The sequence below is a fragment of the Streptosporangium jomthongense genome, from assembly GCF_042650425.1.
In the GTDB taxonomy this organism is placed as follows: Bacteria; Actinomycetota; Actinomycetes; order Streptosporangiales; family Streptosporangiaceae; genus Streptosporangium.
In genome coordinates this window covers 157,354-174,268 of sequence record NZ_JBHSBC010000002.1, presented here as the reverse complement: position 1 = coordinate 174,268, position 16,915 = coordinate 157,354, and the positions used below count along the sequence as shown (strand labels likewise).

Here is a 16,915-nt window from a genome sequence, read left to right as displayed (position 1 = left end):
GCTCACCGTACGGCGGCCAGCCTGTCCCCCGGCACCCCGGCGGTCTCCAGGACGAGCTCGAACCAGACCAGGTTGGTCCCCGCCTCCCGGGTGAATCCCCAGCTGTGGGACAGCGCCTCAAGCAGCGGCAGGCCGCGCCCCCCGGTGGCGTCGGCGGGGGTGTGGCACAGGCAGGGGACCTCGGCCGAGCCGTCGTCCTGGACGGAGACCCGCACGCCGCCCGCCCAGTGGGTGACGGTGACGGTGAACATGCCGCCGTCCCCCGACCTGGAGTGGACGACCGCGTTGGTGGCTATCTCACTGGTGAGCAGCACGCAGTCGTCGTGGAGGGGGTGGTCCCTGCCGAGAGCCGCCGAGATCAGTTTTCTGGCCCTCCCCACCTGGTCGGGGGACCCTTCCAGGTGGAGAATCCGTTCACCGCCGTCGCGCTCCGACAAATCCATATGGCCCTCCCGATGCCATCCGCCTCCATGGAAGGACGCGGGACCCGGACAGGGCGATGTCATGGAAAAGCACCAATAGGGTGACTTACCGGATAGGTAGGTGGGGCTTGCCACGGCGGCGCCGAGGCGCGTGGCCGTACGTCACAGCCGGTGCCAGCGCGCCTGGAGAAAACAGTAGGCCGCGAAAAGCAGCAGGCCGAAGGCCACGACGCCCAGCAGCCACGGCCCGGCCGGAGTGTCCGCCAGCGCGCGCAGCGTCGAGTCGACGCCCCTGGCCCTTTCCGGGTCGTAGGTGATCGCGGCCTGGACGACGAAGACCCCGGCCGCCACCGCGATCACGCCGCGGGCGAGGTATCCGGCCGTGCCGAGCCGCTCGGCCAGGCGCCGCACGCCCGGCGGCACCTCCCCGGTGGGCAGGTCCTCAAGGAACTTTCTCTTCCATCCGCTGTGGATCCAGTGGGCCCCGAGCGCGACCACCCCGAGTCCCACCACGCCGACCAGGACCCGCCCGCCGGGCAGGTCCATCGCCATGGCGGTCAGGTCCTTGGAGCTGTCGTCGGACGAGCTGCCCGGGTCGCCCCTCAGCAGCAGGCCGAGCAGCGTCGCCACCAGCAGCCCGTAGGTGACCGCCCGCGCGACCGCCTCGGCCCGGTCCTTGACCTTCCCGCCCCGGTCGAGGACCGCCTCGGAGATCTGCCAGAGGGTCAGGGCCACGAAGCCGGCGACCATCAGCCACAACAGCACGGTGCCGAACGGCTGCTCGGCGACCGTCTCGACCGCCCCGGTCTTGTCGGCCTCCTTGCCCCCGCTTCCGCCGCCGAAGGCGATCCGCAGGGCCAGGAAGCCGATGAGGCCGTACAGGACGCCACGGCAGGCGAGCCCGAGGCGGGTCAGTCTCTCCAGAGTCCGGCTGCCGGCCGCTCTGCGGGCGGCGCCTTGTACCTGAGCGCTGTTCATGAAGGCGCGCTCCTACCCGACGAAGAGCCGGTAAACCTCAGATCTCGGGCATCGTGTCGAGTCTGCGCAGGATGACGCCCTCGCGCAGCGCCCAGGGGCACACCTCAAGCTCCCCCACCCCCAGCAGATCCATCGCGGCGTCGGCGACGATCGCCCCCGCGGGCAGCTGTGGCGCCCGTCCCTCGGAGACCCCCGGCAGGCCCGCCCGCGCGCGCGGGTCCATCCCGGCCAGCCTTCCGGTCCACTCCACCAGCTCGGTGTGCCTGAGCACCCGGCGGACGTTCCCCTCGCTCGACGGGGCCGCCCCGGTTATCCTCGCCAGCTGCCTGAAGGTCTTCGAGGTCGCCACCGCGTGGTCCGCCCTGCCGTACCTGGCGACGTCGCCGACCTTGCGGGCGATCTCGGCCCGCACGTGCCTGCGCAGGGCCCTGATCTCCTCCTGGGAGGGCGGGTCGGCGCTGAGGCGGTCGCGGGTGAGCCTGCCCGCCCCGAGCGGCAGCGAGATCGCGACGTCCGGCTGCTCGTCGATGCCCGAGGCGATCTCCAGGGAGCCCCCGCCGATGTCCAGCACCAGCAGCCGCCCCGACGACCAGCCGAACCACCGCCGCACAGCCAGGAAGGTCAGCCGCGCCTCGTCCTGACCGGAGAGGACCTGGATGTTCACCTCGGCCCGCGCGTTGAGGTCGGCGAGCACCTCCTCGCCGTTGACCGCCTCCCTGACCGCCGAGGTCGCGAACGCCATGAGGTCCTCGACGCCCTTGTCCTCGGCCAGCCGCAGAGCCTCCTCGACATGCCCGCGCAGCAGCGCCGCGCCCTCCTCGGAGAGCCGCTCGCCGTCCTCCATGTACTCGGCGAGCCGGAGGTCCACCTTGTGGGAGTAGGCGGGGAGCGGCCGGGCGCCCCGGTGCGCGTCCATCACCAGGAGATGAACCGTGTTGGAACCGATGTCGAGAACGCCCAGTCGCATGCGTCGAAGTTACTACCCCTCCATAACCGGAAGATCCGGTCTACCCCGGTTCCCGGGAACGCTCTCCTGAACAGTCCGTGAACGAAAGGTGCCGGAGGTTTCCCGGAAAGGACAAGGCACCCGCGCGGGCCCGGCGGGCGGGGTTACCCTCTGCCGCGCCGCGCCGCCCCGCGGCCACGACCGAAGAGGAGACAGAACATGACTTCCATGCGCGCCGTAAGCCAGGACGTCTTCGGCGGCCCCGAGGTGCTGCACCCCGTCCTGCTGGACAGGCCACGGCCGCTGCCGACCGAGGTGCTGGTCCGGGTCGTCGCCGCCGGGGTGAACCCCGTCGACGCCAAGACCAGGGCGGGCGGCGGCATGGCGGGTGTCCTGGGTGCCCCGCCCTTCGTCCTCGGCTGGGACGTCTGCGGCGTCGTCGAGGAGATCGGGTACGGCGTGCACACCCTGGCCGTCGGCGACGAGGTGTACGGCATGCCGTGGTTCCCCCGCCAGGCGGGCGCCTACGCCGAGTACGTCACGGCCCCCTCGCGGCAGTTCGCCCGCAGGCCCCGCTCCCTGGGGCACGAGGAGGCGGCGGCCGTACCGCTGGCGGCGCTGACCGCCTGGCAGGTCCTGGTGGACACCGCCGACCTGCGGCCCAGGCAGCGGGTGCTCGTCCACGCGGCGGGGGGCGGGGTGGGCCACTTCGCCGTCCAGATCGCCAAACACCTGGGGGCGTACGTGATCGGCACGGCCCGTGCGGCCAAGCACGACTGGCTGCGCGGGCTCGGCGCCGACGAGCTCGTCGACTACACGGCCGTCCGGTTCGAGGAGGTGGTGCGCGAGGTGGACCTGGTGGTGGACCTGGTCGGCGACGGGTACGACGCCACGAGCACCCGTTCCCTCGGCGTCCTGCGTCCCGGCGGGCTGCTGGTCGCGGTGCCCTCCGGGGTCTCGCCCGAGCTGGCCGGGTCGGCCGCGGCGCGCGGTGTGCGCACGACGGGGTTCCTGGTCGAGCCGGACGGCACGGCGCTGGCGCGCATCGGCGAGCTGGCCGACTCGGGCCTTCTCACCGTCGAGGTCGAGGAGGTCTTCCCCCTCGACCGGGCGGCAGAGGCCCACGAACGGCTGGCGGCGGGCCGTACCTCGGGCAAGCTGGTCCTGGGCGTCACCGCCCCCTGAGCGTCCCGGGCGGTCCCGTGCCGGAGCGACTCGACACGGGACCGCCGCCCACCGGGCCCCCACCGCTTGGGCCCGGGCGGGTCACTTGATGGAACCGGCGGTGAGACCGCCGACCACCTTCCGTTCGATGAGCGCGAACAGGATGATGACCGGGATCGTCGCGATGACCGAACCCGCGAACAGGTTCTGCCAGTCCACCTGGTACTGGCCGATGAAGGAGTTCAGGGCGACCGTGAGGGGCTGGTTGCCCGGGGTGGTGGTCAGGGTGAGGGCGACGACGAACTCGTTCCAGGCCGCGATGAAGGTGAAGATCAGCGCGGTCACCACACCGGGCATGGCCAGCGGGAGGGTGACCCGGAACAGCGCGCCGAAGCGGCCGTTGCCGTCGATGAACGCGGCCTCCTCCAGCTCACGCGGGATCGAGGAGAAGTAGGCGTTGAGGATCCACACCGCGAAGGCGAGGTTGAAGCCGCCGTTGACCAGGATCAGCGCCCAGACCGAGTCGACCAGCCCGAACTGGAAGAACTCGCGGTAGATGCCGACCAGCATCGCGGTCGGCTGGAACATCTGGGTGATCAGCACCAGGATCATGAACGCGGTACGGCCCCTGAAGTCGTGCCGCGCGGTGTAGTAGGCCGCGGGCAGCGCCACCAGCAGCACCAGCACGGTCGAGCCCGCGGCGACCTGCAGGGTGACGCCCAGGTTCTGGGCGAGGCCGCCGGTCCAGAAGTTCGTGAAGTTCGACCACTCGAACCGCTGCGGCAGGTAGGTCGCCTGGCGCAGCTCCCCCTGCGGGCGCAGCGCCGTCAGGACCATCACCAGGTAGGGGAAGAGGAAGACGAAGGCGATCAGGTAGGCGCTGGCCGCGATGACGACGGTCTTGACGGACGGGAGCGAGCGCGGCGCCGCGACAGGGGCCGTCGTCTTCTCCGCGACCGTGGGCGCGTTCTGGGTGAGGGTCATGCGGGTGCCGTCCTCCACTTGCTGACCTTCAGGAAGACGATCGTCAGGACGATCACCATGCCGAAGTTGACGACGGACATGGCCGCCGACTCGCCGATGTCGGATCCCTTGAGGATGTACATGAAGATGGTCGAGGTCGCCGTCGAGTAGCCCGGCTGCCCGTGGGTCATGGCCCAGATGATCGGGAAGCTGTTGAAGACGTTCATCACGTTGATGAGCGCCGCGACCGTGAGGGCGGGCCGCAGCAGCGGCAGCGTGATCGACCAGTAGGTCCGCAGCTTCGAGGCGCCGTCGATCTTGGCCGCCTCGTAGACGTCGGCCGGGATCGCCGACAGTCCCGCGAGCAGCGCGTAGGTGGTGAACGGGACGGAGACGAAGACCGCGACGAAGATGAGCCACGGCATCGCGCCCGACGCGCTGCCGAGCGGGTCGGCGTCCGCGCCGCCGAGGGCGTCCAGCAGCCCCAGGTCACGCCTGAGCATGTTGATCAGGCCGACCTCGGGGTCGAGCATCCACTTGAAGATGATCGACGTCATCAGGACGGAGGCGGCCCACGGCGCGATCAGCGCCCAGCGGGCGAAGCGGCGTCCGGGGAAGCGCTGGTTGAACAGCTGGGCCAGCGCCAGGGAGACGAGCACGGTCAGCGCGACCACCGCGACCACCCACACCAGGCTCCTGGCCATGACCCCGCCGAAGTCGGGCTCGGCGAACAGCTTGTCGTAGTTGCCCGTCCCGTTTCCGCCCTGGACGACGCCGAAGCGGCTGATCTTCAGGAAGGACGACTGGACCATCACCACGACGGGCCAGACGACCACCACGGCGATCAGCGCCACGGCGGGGCCGACCCAGGCCAGCGGGGCGAGCGCGCGCAGCGCTCCGCCTCGCGCGGATGTTTGCTGCATGAGTCCTGCTTTCGGATGGACTGGTACGGCGCGCCCGCCACGCGGCAGGACGGGCGGGCGCGCCGTACCCGGGGGTGAGGGTCAGCCCGCGGTCGCGACCTTCTGGATCGCGCCGAGCACGGCCTTCGGGTCACCGCTGACGGCGCCGCCGATGGTCTGCTTGACCTGGGTGTTCACCTCGGACCACTTGGGGTCCTGGAAGGGGTAGAACGTCGCGTTGGGCAGCGCGTCCAGGAACGGCTTGAGCCTCTCGTCCGAGGAGAGCTTCTCGATGCCGGACTTCGTCACCGGCAGCAGCTTGTAGGTGTCGCTGATCTTCTGCGCCGCGTCACCGGAGTAGAAGTAGTCGAAGAACTTCTTGATCTGCTCCTGGTGGCCGTTCTTGTTGAAGGCCATGATCCAGTCCTCGACGCCGAGCGTGGTGTCCAGGGCCGCGGTCTTGCCCGCGATCGGGGCGACGCCGAAGTTGGTCAGTCCGCCCTTCTCGAAGATCGGGATGGACATGGGGCCGCCGTTGACCATGCCGACCTTGCCCGCGGCGAAGTCCGCCCAGACGTCCTTGCGGTTCTTGGTGCCGGGGTTGGGGCTGGTCAGGCCCGCGTCGACCAGGCCCTTGACGTACTGGAGGGCCTCGACGTTGGCGGCGGAGTCGATCGCCCACGCCCCGGAGGAGTCCTTGTAGCCGCCGCCGTTGCCCATGAACCACAGGAACGACTCGGCCTGGGCCTCCTCGTTGCCCAGCGGCAGGCCGAACGGCTGGCTGACGCCGGCCTTCTTCAGCTTCTCCGCCGCGGCCTTGAGCTCGTCCCAGGTCTTGGGCGCCTCGGCGATCCCGGCCTTGGTGAACAGGTCCTTGTTGTAGAACAGGGCGCGGGCCGAGGAGACGAACGGGATGCCGTAGCCGGTGCCGTCCACCTTGCCGAAGTCGGCGAACTTGGGCAGCAGGTCGGCCGAGGTGGCCGGGGACAGGACCTCGTCGGTCTTGTACAGCAGGCCGTCCTTGACGAAGCCGGAGTAGTCGCCGGTCTGCAGGATGTCGGGCACCTGGCCGTTCTGGACCATGGTCGCGACCTGCTTGTCGATGTCGTTCCAGTTGATGACCTGGACGTCGACCTTGATGCCGGGGTTGGCCTTCTGGAAGCCGTCGACGACGCCCTTCCAGAACTTCTCACCGCTGTTGTCGGCGGTGGGGCCGTCGCCGTAGTCGGCGGCGACCAGCTTCAGCGTCACGTCGCCACCGGCCGCCTTGTCACCGCCGTCGCTCCCGCTCTGCGTCGAACCGCAGCCGGTCATGACCAGTGCCGCGGACAGACCGAGCGTCAGCGCACCGACGAGCCTCTTGTTCACGTGAATTACCACCTTGATATTCAGACGATCGGAGCCGGTCCGTACCAGCTGGGGGGGGCCGCCGGAGTTCACCCGGCGGGTTGGAATGCTCGAAAGAGAGCCGGTGGCGGCCTGTGGGTCGCGGAGCTCCGGGCTTTCCCGTGGTGCGGACCAGAGTAGGTTCGTCCTATAGGACTGGTCTATACCGGTTGATATCGGTTTGACAACGCCGATCGAGAGAGCGCGCCACCGGTCCGTACCGGATTCTCGCGGCGTCGACCGGATTCACTATTACCGGTAGGAGGCGTATCCGCTTAAGAAGTGGCGGTTCACCTGGGGTTATGTTGCCGACGGTTCGATGACGAACTACGAACCTTAGTAGGTCGGCTGGAGAGATCCGTGGAATCGTGGGCCACCATGTCCGGTCCGCCGGGCGTACCGGCCGGCCGCTCACGCGTCCCTTTCCGCCGAGCCGGAACCGGCATCGGCCGCCGTTCCCGCCGGGAGAACCGTTTTCCACGTGCGCCGTTCCCCGCCTGCGACCTGGAGGCGGTCTTCACGTTTCGGGGTGGTCTGGACCACCTTCCCCGCCCACAGGAACCGGTACGGCCCGCGCGGGGACGAGACACCCGAGCGGGTCGCCACTCCGCCCCCTGGTCCCAGGAGCGGCGAACCTCACGCGGAGGGCCCTGCCGTCAGGGCTCTCCGCCCCACCCGCACGCGATCACGAACCTGGACGTCGCGGGCGGTGTGGTCTCAGCCCCCGGCGGTCCCTGACGTCCCCGCGCCGTGTCCCCGTTCGAGGCCCCGCCTGATGGCGGTCTCGACGGGTGAGAGGCCGCTCTCCGCCCCGTCCCCGCGGAGCGGCCCGGCCGGGCTGAGCCCCGGCTGGGCCAGGAAGCGCGGGCTCCGGCCGCGGTTCGGCTGCCCGGCGTGCACGAGGAACGGGTGGCACAGGTAGACGTCACCGGCGCCGCCGGTGGCCTGGACGACCGGGCGGCCGCGGCTCGCCGCCTCGGCCCGCCGGGCCAGTTCCACGGCGTCGAGGCCGTCCTCGCCCTCGGAGGCGAGCAGCCGCGCCACGTCCAGATGGGAACCGGCGCGCAGCCGGGTCGGCGCGTCCGTCTCCCCGACGTCCGAGAACAGGAAGAGCATCAGCAGCGCGCGGTCCCTGGAGGCCGCGTTCGCCCGCCAGGTCAGGTAGTCGCCCGGGACGGAGCCGGGGCCGGGGAAGCTCACGTCGACGTGCCATCCGTCCACGACGGCCGGTTCGCCCCCGGGGAAACGGATCACGAAGCCTCCCAGGGTGGCGCGGGGGACCCAGCGCCCCCTGCCCACGAGCGCGTCGAAGGCGGCGTGCAGGCGCGGCGTGTTGGCCGCGTCCCTGAACGGTGGCTGCGCGTAGTCCGGGCGGGCCACGACCGGCCCCGGCCACGTGGCCGGGGCGGCGGGGTCGGCCCCGAGGTCCCGCCACACGATCTCGCGGCATCTCTCGGCGGTCTCGCGGGGGAAGGCGCCCTCGATCCGGACGAAACCGTCCTCGACGAAGGCCTCCACCTGAACGTCGGTGAGCACGTCCCCATGCTGGTCACCCGGTCACGGCCGCGGCAACCCGTTTTACGGGCACGCCGTACGGCGGCGCCGCCTGCACGGCGAGGCGGTGCTCGACCTGACCTGACGCCCCGGCCGGGGGCGAGCGGTCAGTAGACCGAGATGTGGACGTGGTCGTAGTGGTTGGCGGTGACGCCGCCCCGGTTGGACATGCCGCGCCAGCCGGAGCCGGTGTTGATGCGCTGGCGCCAGATGACGTACTTGACGCCGAGGCGGTCCTTGTTCTCGATGGCCCAGGCGGCCACCTCGTCACCGAGCTTGACGTTGCCCGCGCTGGGCATGGAGCCGCCCGAGCTCATCATGAAGTCGCAGGCGCGGCCGAGCGGGTGCTCCCCGCCTCCGGCGATGCCCCCGTCCACCCGGTAGCAGCCGATGCCGAAGTGCGGGCTGAAGCGCTGCGCGACCAGCTGGCGGACCAGGCGCATCCGGGGAGTGATGTTGTCGGGGCCGGAGGGAAGCTGGGGGACCCAGCTTCCGTCGGCCCTCCTGGTGCCCGGGGTCGGGTAGAGCCGGTCGATCCTGTCCTTGATCGTGTCGATCAGCTCCAGGGTCCGCTTCTTCTGCTCTCCGAGCTTCCTCAGCGAGTCGCGCAGCTCCTTCGCGCGCTGCTCCGCCGAGGCCTTCGTCCGCTGGTAGGTGTCCTTGACCTGGGCGAACCCGTTGAGCCTGGCGTCCCGGCCCTCCATGATCTGCTGCATGAGGGCCATCTGGTTGAGCAGGTCCGCCGGATCGCCCGCGCTCATCAGGACCGGGAGCGTCCCGGGGATGCCGGTGCGGTAGCGCTGGGCGGCCAGTGTGCGGACCTCCCGTGCGGCCTGGTCGAAGTCCGTCTGCGCCCGCCGCAGCTCGCCCGCGGCGGCCTTCTCCGCCTTCTCGGCCTTCTGCAGCGCGACCCGCCCCGTGTAGTACTCGGCGATCATGGACTCGGACCGCTTCTGGAGCCGTGCCAGCTCCGCACGGAGCTGCTTGGCGGTGGGTTTCGGCGCGGCGTGACCCTCGGCCTGGGGTACGGCGCACAGCACGAGGACGGCGGCCGAGGCGGTCAGCCCCCTGAACGCGCCCCGCCATCGGCCTGAACGGGACAGCGCCGCCACGTCTCTCCTTCGCACCGGCCCTCCCGCCGGGAGGGGCGTCCAGGGCCCCTTCCCACGGATGTGGAGGGGTTTCGGAGGCGTCGCCTCCCATCCGATGGACGATAGTAGGAGATGGTGCACCGAACAGGCCGGGCATGCCAAATCAGGCGCCCAACCCCTCTTCCGAGGACCGTTCCAGCGCTCTCGCGCCCCGAAATCGGGATATTCTCCTACCTGAGGTAGTAGGTCCGCCCCGCTACTCCAGGGGGCACACCCTGAGCGCCGCGCCCAGCGCCGCCGACTCCTCCGGGGTGAGCCGCTCAAGGAAGTGCACCAGCGTGGCCGTACGGTTACCGCCCGAGGCCAGGGCGTCGCGCATGAGGTCGGCGACGTAGGCCTCCCTGCTGGCGACCGTCTCGTAGACGTAGGCCCTGCCGACCATCCGCCTGCGGAGCAGGCCCTTGGTGTGCAGCTTGTCCATCACGGTCATGACCGTGGTGTAGGCGATCTCCCGTTCCGCGCGGAGGTCCTCAAGCACGTCCCTGACCGGCGCGGGCCTGCGGGACGACCACAGGCGTTCCATGATCACGGACTCCAGGTCCCCCAGACCGCGCATCGCGTGCGGCTCCCCTCTATCCGCTCCGTCCGCGGATCGTCCGATGCTACCTGGCGTCGTAGATCCTCACCCGGCCGCCGAAGGGGACAAACGACTCGAAAGCGCCCCACTCCCCCAAGATCATACGGAGCCAAAGTAAATCCTCACTCTTTACATTGATGTGACTTGTTCACCGGGGGTGAGCGCCATATGTTTTGGGACCAAACATTGAGTGTTCCTCGCCGCAGGAGGTCTCGATGCGCCTCACCCCTGATCCCGGGGTGCCGGAAACCACGACGCCGGCAGCCGATCCTGCCTCGAACCGTGTGAGACCCGTGGCGAACCAGGGGGACCGGCGTCCCACGCCCACGACCGGATGCCGATCCGGGCGGACCCGCCGGACCGTCCGACGTGCCCACCGTCCCAACGATCCCGGACGGCGGGCCCCCGACGCCGCCGCCGATCGCAAGACCCCCCACCTCATGAAAGGCACCGTCCCATGGGAAAGATCTCCAAGGGCCTCGCGGCGGGAGCGATCGCGCTCCTGACCGTCAGCGCCGCCGCGTGCGGTTCGGGCGACACGGGGAGTCCCGGTGACGCCAAGGGCGCCACGTCCACCGACCCCATCGTCGTCGGAGCGATCAGCTCGCTGAGTGGCCCCGCCGCCTTCCCCGAGGCCTCCCAGGCCGCCAAGGCCGTCTTCGACCGCGTCAACGCCGAGGGCGGCGTCAACGGCCGCAAGATCTCCTACGTCAGCGTGGACGACAAGGGAGACCCGAGCACGGCCGCCCAGGCCTCCAGGGACCTCATCCAGAACAAGGGCGCCGTGGCGCTCGCGGGTGGCGCCAGCCTCCTCGACTGCCAGGTCAACGGCGCCTTCTACGCCCAGTCCGGGATCTCCTCGATCTCCGGGACCGGCATCGACCCCGGCTGCTTCACCTCCCCTGCCATCTCCCCGGTCAACACCGGCCCCTTCCTCGGCACGACCGTCACCCTCTACCACGCCTCCGAGGTCCTGAAGATCGACAAGCTGTGCGGCTTCTTCGTGATCCTCGGCGGCACCTCCGACGCCTACAAGGGCGCCGTCGAGCAGTGGTCGAAGATCACCGGCAAGCAGCTGCTCATCAACGACCGGAGCCTGTCGGGCAACACCACCGACTACACCCCCTACATCCTGCGGGCGCGGGACGCGGGCTGTAAGGGCGTCGTCTTCAACGGCACCGAGCCCATGTCGGTCGGCTGGGTGAAGGCCGCCCAGGCGCAGGGTGTCTCCGGCATCAAGTGGCTGGTGCTCACCTCGACCTACACCGACGCCGCGGTCAAGGCCTTCGGCGACGCGGGCAAGGACGTCGTGGCCCTGTCGGAGTTCGAGCCCTACTCCGACACCTCCTCCGAGGCCACCAAGGACTGGCGGGAGCTCATGACCCAGAACAAGGTGCCGCTCACCTCCTTCGCCGAGGGCGGCTACCTGGCGGCGACGAACCTGGTGACCGCGCTCAAGGGCATCAAGGGCGACATCACCCGCGAGTCGGTGACCGCGACGCTGAAGGCGCTCACGCCGATCGAGTCGCCCATGGTCGGCACTCCGTACGCCTTCGGGCCCGACCAGGCGCACTCCTCCAACCGGGCGGCCAAGTTCGTCCAGCCGGACAACGGCTCCTGGAAGGTCATGACCCCGGACTGGATCCGGCTGCCCAATGCTTGAGGGCGCCATCGCGGGCCTGACCGCGGGCGGCGCCTACGCCGTCCTCGGTCTGTGCCTGACCCTGATGTACCGCCTGGGCCGGGTGGTCAACCTGGCCCAGGCGGCGATCGGCGTCGTCGGGGTCTACACGATGTCCGTTCTGGCCGACGGCGGCGTGCCGTACGCCGTGGCGGTCCTCATCGGCCTGGCGGGGTCGGCGCTGGTCGCCGCCGCGCTCGGCTACATGATGGGGCGCTGGTTCGCCGAGGCCGGAACCGACCAGCGCTCCGCGATCGCCATCGCCTACCTCGTGGGCCTGCTCGCCGCGGAGTACCTCGTCTTCGGCACCGACCCCCGGCAGATCCCCGGTGTCCTGGGCGGCCCGCTGGCCACCGTCGGCGGTGTCACCATCACCCAGGCGGCCACGGTCTGCGTGGCGGCGGCGGTGCTCATCACCGCGGGCGTGTCGGTGTTCCTGGCCAGGACCGCGGTCGGCCTGCGGCTGCGGGCGCTGTCGCAGCGGCCGACCACGGCCGAGCTGATGGGCATCCCGAGCAGGCGGCTCGGCGTCGGGCTGTGGGCGGTGACCGGCCTGCTGGCCACCGCCGTCCTGCTGGTGGTCGCCCCGCAGCAGAACAGCGACCAGCTCTCCCTGGGCCTGATGGTGATCCCGGCGTGCGCTGCGGCCCTGGTCGGCGGGTTCAGGAGCCTGGTCGGCACCGCCGTCGGCGGTCTGGCGCTGGGCGCCCTGCAGGGGGCGCTCGCGCACGTCAGTCAGCTTCAGGAGTTCCGCGACGTGGTCCCCTTCGTGGCGATCCTCGCGATCCTGCTGTGGTCCCAGCGTGGGGAGGTGTGGGATGCGGCGCGTTGAGATGACCGGGCCCGCGGCCCAGCTCGCCGGCGCGCTCGCCGCGATCGCCGTGCTGGCCGCCCTCGTCCCGCAGTACTGGCTCTTCCTGGGCACGACGGCCCTGGTGACGGCGATCTCGCTGAGCGGGCTCGGGATCGTCACCGGCCGCGCGGGCATGATCTCGCTGTGCCAGATGTCGTTCATGGCGCTGGGCGCCTGGGTCGTCTGCGAGCTGAACGTCCTGGCGGCGCCCGGTGGTCTGGTCCTGTGGATCCTGCTGGGCGGTGTCGCCGCCGTACCGCTGGGCGTCCTGCTCGGCCTGCCCGCGCTGCGGCTGCGCGGGGTGCACCTGGCCGTGGTGACGCTCGGCTTCTCCGCCGCGGCCGACGTGATCATCGCGGCGGCCGGCTTCCCCGGCGCGACGACCTTCCAGCAGGTGCTCAGGCCCGCCTTCATCGCCACCGACACCGCCTACTTCGTGTTCGCCGCCCTGCTCTTCGTGGCGGGCGCGGTCGCGGTGCGGCTGCTCGGCCGCACCCGGTACGGCACGGCGTGGCGGGCGCTGCGCTTCTCCGAGCGCGCCACGGCCGCGGCGGCCATGAGCGTGCCGCGCGCCAAGCTGGCCGCGTTCGCGCTGAGCGCCTTCTTCGGCGGCATCGCGGGAGGCGTGCTGGCCGGGCAGATCGGCGTGGTCACCGCGCAGAACTTCGACACCGTGGACTCCCTCATCCTGCTGGTCGTGGCCGTCATGGCGGGCAGCGAGTACGCGGGCGGCGCCATCGCGGGAGGCGTCCTGATGGTGTTCGTCCCGGAGATCCTCCGTGGCCTGGGCGTCCCCCAGGACTGGGGCAGCCTGCTGTTCGCCGTCGGCGCCGTGCAGACGCTGTCCACCGGCCTCAGCATGAGCGAGGACCTGGTGCGCCGCTTCCGGCGCCGCAGGGCCGCCGCCGTGTCCGGGGAACCCGGCGAGCGTACGTCCCACCGGGCCTCGGGCGTCACACCCGAGCGGGGCGAGCGGCCCGTCCTGGTGGTCGAGGGCCTTTCGGTCTCCTACGGCCGGGTCACCGCGCTCTCCGGGGTCGACCTGGTCGTGCCCGAGCGGACCGTGATGGGACTGATCGGCCCGAACGGCGCGGGCAAGTCGACGTTCACCGACGCGGTGACCGGCTTCGTCCGCGGCGCGACCGGCTCGGTCACGCTCGACGGGCGGCGCCTTGACGGCCTGCCCGTGCACCGCAGGGCGGCCGCGGGGCTGCGCCGTACGTTCCAGCAGGACCGGGTCCCGCCCGGTCTCACCGTCGCGGGTTTCCTGCGCTTCTCCGCGCACCGCCGGGTGAGCGCGGCCGAACTCGACGAGATGGCCGACTTCCTGAACCTGGGCGCCCTGAACCGGCACGTCAGCGAGCTGGACGTGGGCAGCAGGCGGCTGCTGGAGGTCGCCGGGGCGTTGCTCTCCCGGCCCAAGGTGATCATCCTCGACGAACCGGCCGCGGGCCTGGCCCACGCCGAGTCCATGGAGCTCGCCGAACGCCTCACGGAGGTGCCCGGCAGGTTCGGCGCCTCGGTCCTGCTGATCGAACACGACCTGGAGATGGTACGGCGGGCCTGCGCGGAGGTCGTGGTGCTCGACTTCGGCGAGGTGATCGCGGCCGGGCCGCCCGCGACGACGCTGGCCAGACCCGAGGTCGCCCGCGCGTATCTGGGAGACGAGGTGGCGCTGGCATGACCTCCAGCCTGGTTCTCGACGACGTGACCGTCGCGCGCGGCGGCGCCCCGATCGTCAGAGGTGTCTCGCTCACCGCGCCCGCCGGAGAGGTGACGGCGCTGCTCGGGCCGAACGGCGCGGGCAAGACCACGCTCCTGGAGTCGATCTCCGGCGTGATCCCGATCACCGGCGGCACCGTCTCCCTCAACGGCGGGCGCCTCAACGCCCTGGACCGGGTGGCCCGGGCCAGGGCGGGCGTCGCCCACGTCGAGCAGGGCCGTACGGTCTTCCCCGACCTGACGGTCGCGGAGAACATCCTGGTGGTACGGCGCGGCCCCCGCGTGATCGACGAGGCCCTTGAGCTGTTCCCCGAACTGCACAAGAGACTCGACGTGGCCGCCTCGCTGCTGTCCGGAGGCGAGCAGCAGATGCTCGTGCTGGCCAGGGCTCTGGCGGCAAGGCCGTCGGCGTTGCTGATCGACGAGATGTCGCTCGGCCTCGCCCCGGTGATCGTCCAGCGGCTGCTGCCCGTGGTGCGGGACCTGGCCGCCTCCGGGGTGGCGGTGCTGCTCGTCGAGCAGTTCGCGACACTGGCCCTGAAGATCGCCGACACCGCGCACGTGCTCGCCGGCGGCACGCTGACCTACTCGGGCCCGGCCGCCGGGCTGCGTTCGGCTCCCGAACGGCTGCACGCGGCCTATCTCGGGGAGCCGCCTCCGTCCGGCTCCTGACGCCTCCCGGCGTCCCACCGCTCCGGTGCCCCGGGGCGGTGGGGCTCCCCGCCCGGCCTCATGCGCCCCGGCCGGGCGGGGTCAGGGGCGCGCGGTTCCCTCCAGATGCTGGACCACCACCCGCAGGCTCGCGGCCAGGGCGCGGCGCCGCTGACTGTCGAGCTCCTTGACGACGAAGGCCTCCTCCCGGTTGAACTGCGGGAAGAGGGACCGCATCAGGCGTTCGCCCGAAGGGGTCAGGGTGACCATCACCCGGCGCCTGTCGGCGGGGTTGGGCGCGCGCCGTACGTAACGGTGGGACTCCAGGGTCTTCAGGACGCCGGTGAGGGTGCCCTTGGCGATGCCGGCCTCCTTGGCGACGTACCGGGTCTCGCTCTCCCCCCAGATCCACACGACCCACATGACGACGAACCCGGTCCAGGTGAGGCCGGTGTCGCGGAGCACCGTCTGTTCGAGGTGGTTACGGATCGCGGTCGAGGCCCGGTAGATGTTGGAGACGGCCCACATCGCCTCGAAGTCGAGGTCGAGGCCGCCCAGCCGGTCGCCGACGGCCTCTTCCGTGCTGCGCAGGGTGTGGTGTCCCGTCATCTCGGTGCGGCGCTCCCTCACTGTTCCGCTCCACCCTACGATCATGCTCGCCGCGGCTTCTTTCCGGGGGCACCCGAGCGGGAGACCAACCGCCGGAAATATCCGGACAACAAGGGTTTGGTCCCGAACCATATTTCAGGGAGGTCACGGGGAACAAGGCATCACAGGCCTGATTTTCCGGTAAATCACCACGTCGTCCCACGGTTACCCCGGACGCATGGCTTGTGCCTCACCCGCCCCCCATCTATCGTACGGAAGCAAATGAATTGCCCGCCTTCCACCGCCGGGCGAGATATCCGAAATTTCGGCACATAGCAAGGAGTCCTTGATGGATCTCGGACTGTCCGGTCTTTCCGCCCTGGTCACCGGCGGAGCCAGCGGGATAGGCCGCGCGACCGTGGACGCCCTCCTCGCCGAGGGGGCGGCCGTGACGGTCCTGGACCGGGCCCCCCGGCCGGACGGCCTGGACGTCACCTGGATCCAGGGGGACGTCACCGACGAGGAGGCCGTACGGTCCGCGGTCCCGTCGCGCCTGGACGTCGTCGTCGGCTGCGCGGGGATCTCCGGCCCCATGGGCACCGACGCGCGGCTGACGGCCCGCGACGACTTCGCCAGGACCCTGGAGGTCAACCTCACCGGGCAGTTCCTGCTGGCCAAGCATGCCGCGGCCGCTCTCGCCGGAAGCTCCTGTCCCTCGATCGTGTTCGTGGCCTCCGACTCCAGCTTCGTCGCCGCCCCCGGCATGGCCGCCTACTGCGCCTCCAAGGGCGGCGTCCTGATGCTCACCAAGGCGCTGGCCGTCGACTTCGCGTCCGACGGCATCCGGGTCAACTGCGTCTGCCCGAGCATCGTCGACACCCCGATGGCCAGGGGCGACCTCGGCGAGGCCTTCGACGAGCTCGACTGTCCCGTGCTGCGGCCCGAGGACGTCGCCCGCGCGATCCTCTACCTGGCCTCCCCCGCGGCCAGGGGCGTCAACGGCACCGCGCACGTCCTCGACTTCGGTGGCCTGGCGACCTCGACCTTCCCCGCCTGATCCCCGTCCCTCAGCCCCCGGCCTGCGGGTCCTGCGGGCTCCCCTGCAGGTGACGCAGGAACCAGTCCCCCGCCAGGGCCGCGACCCTCTCCAGCGCCCCCGGCTCCTCGAAGAGGTGCGTGGCCCCCGGCACGATCTCAAGCTCCGCCCGCCCCGGCAGCCGCGCCAGAGCGTCGCGGTTGAGCTCGATGACGGCCTGGTCGCGTTCCCCGACGATGAGCAGCGTGGGCGCGCGGACCGCCGCGAGCGCCTCACCGGCCAGGTCCGGCCGCCCGCCCCGGGACACGACCGCCCTCACCAGGCCGGGCTTGGCGGGGGGC

At 71.0% G+C, this 16,915-nt stretch carries 16 protein-coding genes and 1 pseudogene; 6 read left to right on the top strand and 11 right to left on the bottom strand.

Translation table 11 applies throughout. The features are described from left to right. Positions 1–2 precede the first annotated feature (2 nt). The 3 genes from ACFOYY_RS04075 to ACFOYY_RS04065 all read right to left on the bottom strand — a co-directional run bounded on the left by ACFOYY_RS04075 (position 3) and on the right by ACFOYY_RS04065 (position 2,367). Positions 3–443, bottom strand: coding sequence for an ATP-binding protein (locus ACFOYY_RS04075; RefSeq protein ID WP_352011992.1), 441 nt, complete (start codon positions 441–443; stop codon positions 3–5). A 141-nt stretch (positions 444–584) separates the two neighbouring features. After that, positions 585–1,400 (bottom strand): DUF1206 domain-containing protein, encoded by an 816-nt coding sequence (locus ACFOYY_RS04070; RefSeq protein WP_362776032.1) that lies wholly within the window; start codon positions 1,398–1,400, stop codon positions 585–587. A 37-nt stretch (positions 1,401–1,437) separates the two neighbouring features. Next, positions 1,438–2,367 (bottom strand): Ppx/GppA phosphatase family protein, encoded by a 930-nt coding sequence (locus ACFOYY_RS04065; RefSeq protein ID WP_352011990.1) that lies wholly within the window; start codon positions 2,365–2,367, stop codon positions 1,438–1,440. Between the two features lie 207 nt (positions 2,368–2,574). On the opposite strand from ACFOYY_RS04065, the gene ACFOYY_RS04060 reads away from it, so the two are divergent. Then, positions 2,575–3,531 (top strand): NADP-dependent oxidoreductase, encoded by a 957-nt coding sequence (locus ACFOYY_RS04060; RefSeq protein WP_386187935.1) that lies wholly within the window; start codon positions 2,575–2,577, stop codon positions 3,529–3,531. 81 nt (positions 3,532–3,612) lie between these two features. On the opposite strand, the gene ACFOYY_RS04055 is transcribed toward ACFOYY_RS04060, so the two are convergent. From ACFOYY_RS04055 to ACFOYY_RS04030, 6 genes are all read right to left on the bottom strand, one after another. Then, positions 3,613–4,494, bottom strand: a complete 882-nt coding sequence (locus tag ACFOYY_RS04055) for a carbohydrate ABC transporter permease (RefSeq protein ID WP_362911735.1) — start codon at positions 4,492–4,494, stop codon at positions 3,613–3,615. Further along, a complete protein-coding gene (locus ACFOYY_RS04050) occupies positions 4,491–5,396 on the bottom strand; it encodes a carbohydrate ABC transporter permease (protein WP_352011987.1) in 906 nt (301 codons plus the stop codon). Before ACFOYY_RS04050 ends, ACFOYY_RS04055 begins: the two co-directional genes overlap by 4 nt. Positions 5,397–5,477: 81 nt before the next feature. Continuing rightward, complete coding sequence (locus tag ACFOYY_RS04045; protein ID WP_386187931.1) at positions 5,478–6,743, bottom strand: extracellular solute-binding protein; 1,266 nt, start codon at positions 6,741–6,743, stop codon at positions 5,478–5,480. 735 nt (positions 6,744–7,478) lie between these two features. Further along, positions 7,479–8,297 (bottom strand): phytanoyl-CoA dioxygenase family protein, encoded by an 819-nt coding sequence (locus ACFOYY_RS04040; RefSeq protein WP_386187929.1) that lies wholly within the window; start codon positions 8,295–8,297, stop codon positions 7,479–7,481. Between the two features lie 125 nt (positions 8,298–8,422). Continuing rightward, positions 8,423–9,442, bottom strand: coding sequence for a coiled-coil domain-containing protein (locus ACFOYY_RS04035; RefSeq protein ID WP_362911733.1), 1,020 nt, complete (start codon positions 9,440–9,442; stop codon positions 8,423–8,425). A 220-nt stretch (positions 9,443–9,662) separates the two neighbouring features. Beyond that, the gene (locus ACFOYY_RS04030) at positions 9,663–10,022 is read right to left on the bottom strand and encodes a BlaI/MecI/CopY family transcriptional regulator (RefSeq protein WP_352011983.1); all 360 of its coding nucleotides are present in this window, start codon (positions 10,020–10,022) and stop codon (positions 9,663–9,665) included. A 478-nt stretch (positions 10,023–10,500) separates the two neighbouring features. Here ACFOYY_RS04030 and ACFOYY_RS04025 point away from each other — a divergent pair, with 478 nt between their 5' ends. From ACFOYY_RS04025 to ACFOYY_RS04010, 4 genes are read left to right on the top strand one after another with little or no spacing between them, the layout of a single operon-like run. After that, a complete protein-coding gene (locus ACFOYY_RS04025) occupies positions 10,501–11,706 on the top strand; it encodes an ABC transporter substrate-binding protein (RefSeq protein WP_386187926.1) in 1,206 nt (401 codons plus the stop codon). Beyond that, entirely contained in the window at positions 11,699–12,556 is an 858-nt protein-coding gene (locus ACFOYY_RS04020; RefSeq protein ID WP_352011981.1) for a branched-chain amino acid ABC transporter permease, read from the top strand. Before ACFOYY_RS04025 ends, ACFOYY_RS04020 begins: the two co-directional genes overlap by 8 nt. Continuing rightward, positions 12,543–14,261, top strand: a complete 1,719-nt coding sequence (locus ACFOYY_RS04015) for a branched-chain amino acid ABC transporter ATP-binding protein/permease (protein WP_386187924.1) — start codon at positions 12,543–12,545, stop codon at positions 14,259–14,261. Before ACFOYY_RS04020 ends, ACFOYY_RS04015 begins: the two co-directional genes overlap by 14 nt. Beyond that, positions 14,258–14,971 carry an ABC transporter ATP-binding protein gene (locus ACFOYY_RS04010; protein WP_352011979.1) on the top strand — a complete coding sequence of 238 codons (714 nt, stop codon included), beginning with the start codon at positions 14,258–14,260 and terminating at the stop codon, positions 14,969–14,971. Before ACFOYY_RS04015 ends, ACFOYY_RS04010 begins: the two co-directional genes overlap by 4 nt. 81 nt (positions 14,972–15,052) lie before the next feature. On the opposite strand, the gene ACFOYY_RS04005 is transcribed toward ACFOYY_RS04010, so the two are convergent. Continuing rightward, a complete protein-coding gene (locus tag ACFOYY_RS04005) occupies positions 15,053–15,559 on the bottom strand; it encodes a MarR family winged helix-turn-helix transcriptional regulator (protein WP_362911731.1) in 507 nt (168 codons plus the stop codon). A gap of 328 nt (positions 15,560–15,887) precedes the next feature. Between ACFOYY_RS04005 and ACFOYY_RS04000 the strand changes: the two genes are divergently transcribed. Next, positions 15,888–16,595: an SDR family NAD(P)-dependent oxidoreductase gene (locus ACFOYY_RS04000; RefSeq protein ID WP_362776047.1), complete on the top strand. Its 708-nt coding sequence runs from the start codon at positions 15,888–15,890 to the stop codon at positions 16,593–16,595. Positions 16,596–16,605: 10 nt separating this feature from the next. Here ACFOYY_RS04000 and ACFOYY_RS03995 read toward each other — a convergent pair. Continuing rightward, a pseudogene (locus tag ACFOYY_RS03995) lies at positions 16,606–16,915 on the bottom strand (hydrolase); the annotation flags it as partial.

Bases quoted from the DNA above. Each gene is read 5' to 3' on its own strand.
- ACFOYY_RS04065 (WP_352011990.1), bottom strand. From the start codon at position 2,367: ATGCGACTGGGCGTTCTCGACATCGGTTCCAACACGGTTCATCTCCTG.
- ACFOYY_RS04010 (WP_352011979.1), top strand. From the start codon at position 14,258: ATGACCTCCAGCCTGGTTCTCGACGACGTGACCGTCGCGCGCGGCGGC.
- ACFOYY_RS04005 (WP_362911731.1), bottom strand. From the start codon at position 15,559: ATGACGGGACACCACACCCTGCGCAGCACGGAAGAGGCCGTCGGCGAC.
- ACFOYY_RS04015 (WP_386187924.1), top strand. From the start codon at position 12,543: ATGCGGCGCGTTGAGATGACCGGGCCCGCGGCCCAGCTCGCCGGCGCG.
- ACFOYY_RS04055 (WP_362911735.1), bottom strand. From the start codon at position 4,494: ATGACCCTCACCCAGAACGCGCCCACGGTCGCGGAGAAGACGACGGCC.
- ACFOYY_RS04075 (WP_352011992.1), bottom strand. From the start codon at position 443: ATGGATTTGTCGGAGCGCGACGGCGGTGAACGGATTCTCCACCTGGAA.
- ACFOYY_RS04030 (WP_352011983.1), bottom strand. From the start codon at position 10,022: ATGCGCGGTCTGGGGGACCTGGAGTCCGTGATCATGGAACGCCTGTGG.
- ACFOYY_RS04000 (WP_362776047.1), top strand. From the start codon at position 15,888: ATGGATCTCGGACTGTCCGGTCTTTCCGCCCTGGTCACCGGCGGAGCC.
- ACFOYY_RS04025 (WP_386187926.1), top strand. From the start codon at position 10,501: ATGGGAAAGATCTCCAAGGGCCTCGCGGCGGGAGCGATCGCGCTCCTG.
- ACFOYY_RS04070 (WP_362776032.1), bottom strand. From the start codon at position 1,400: ATGAACAGCGCTCAGGTACAAGGCGCCGCCCGCAGAGCGGCCGGCAGC.
- ACFOYY_RS04020 (WP_352011981.1), top strand. From the start codon at position 11,699: ATGCTTGAGGGCGCCATCGCGGGCCTGACCGCGGGCGGCGCCTACGCC.
- ACFOYY_RS04050 (WP_352011987.1), bottom strand. From the start codon at position 5,396: ATGCAGCAAACATCCGCGCGAGGCGGAGCGCTGCGCGCGCTCGCCCCG.
- ACFOYY_RS04060 (WP_386187935.1), top strand. From the start codon at position 2,575: ATGCGCGCCGTAAGCCAGGACGTCTTCGGCGGCCCCGAGGTGCTGCAC.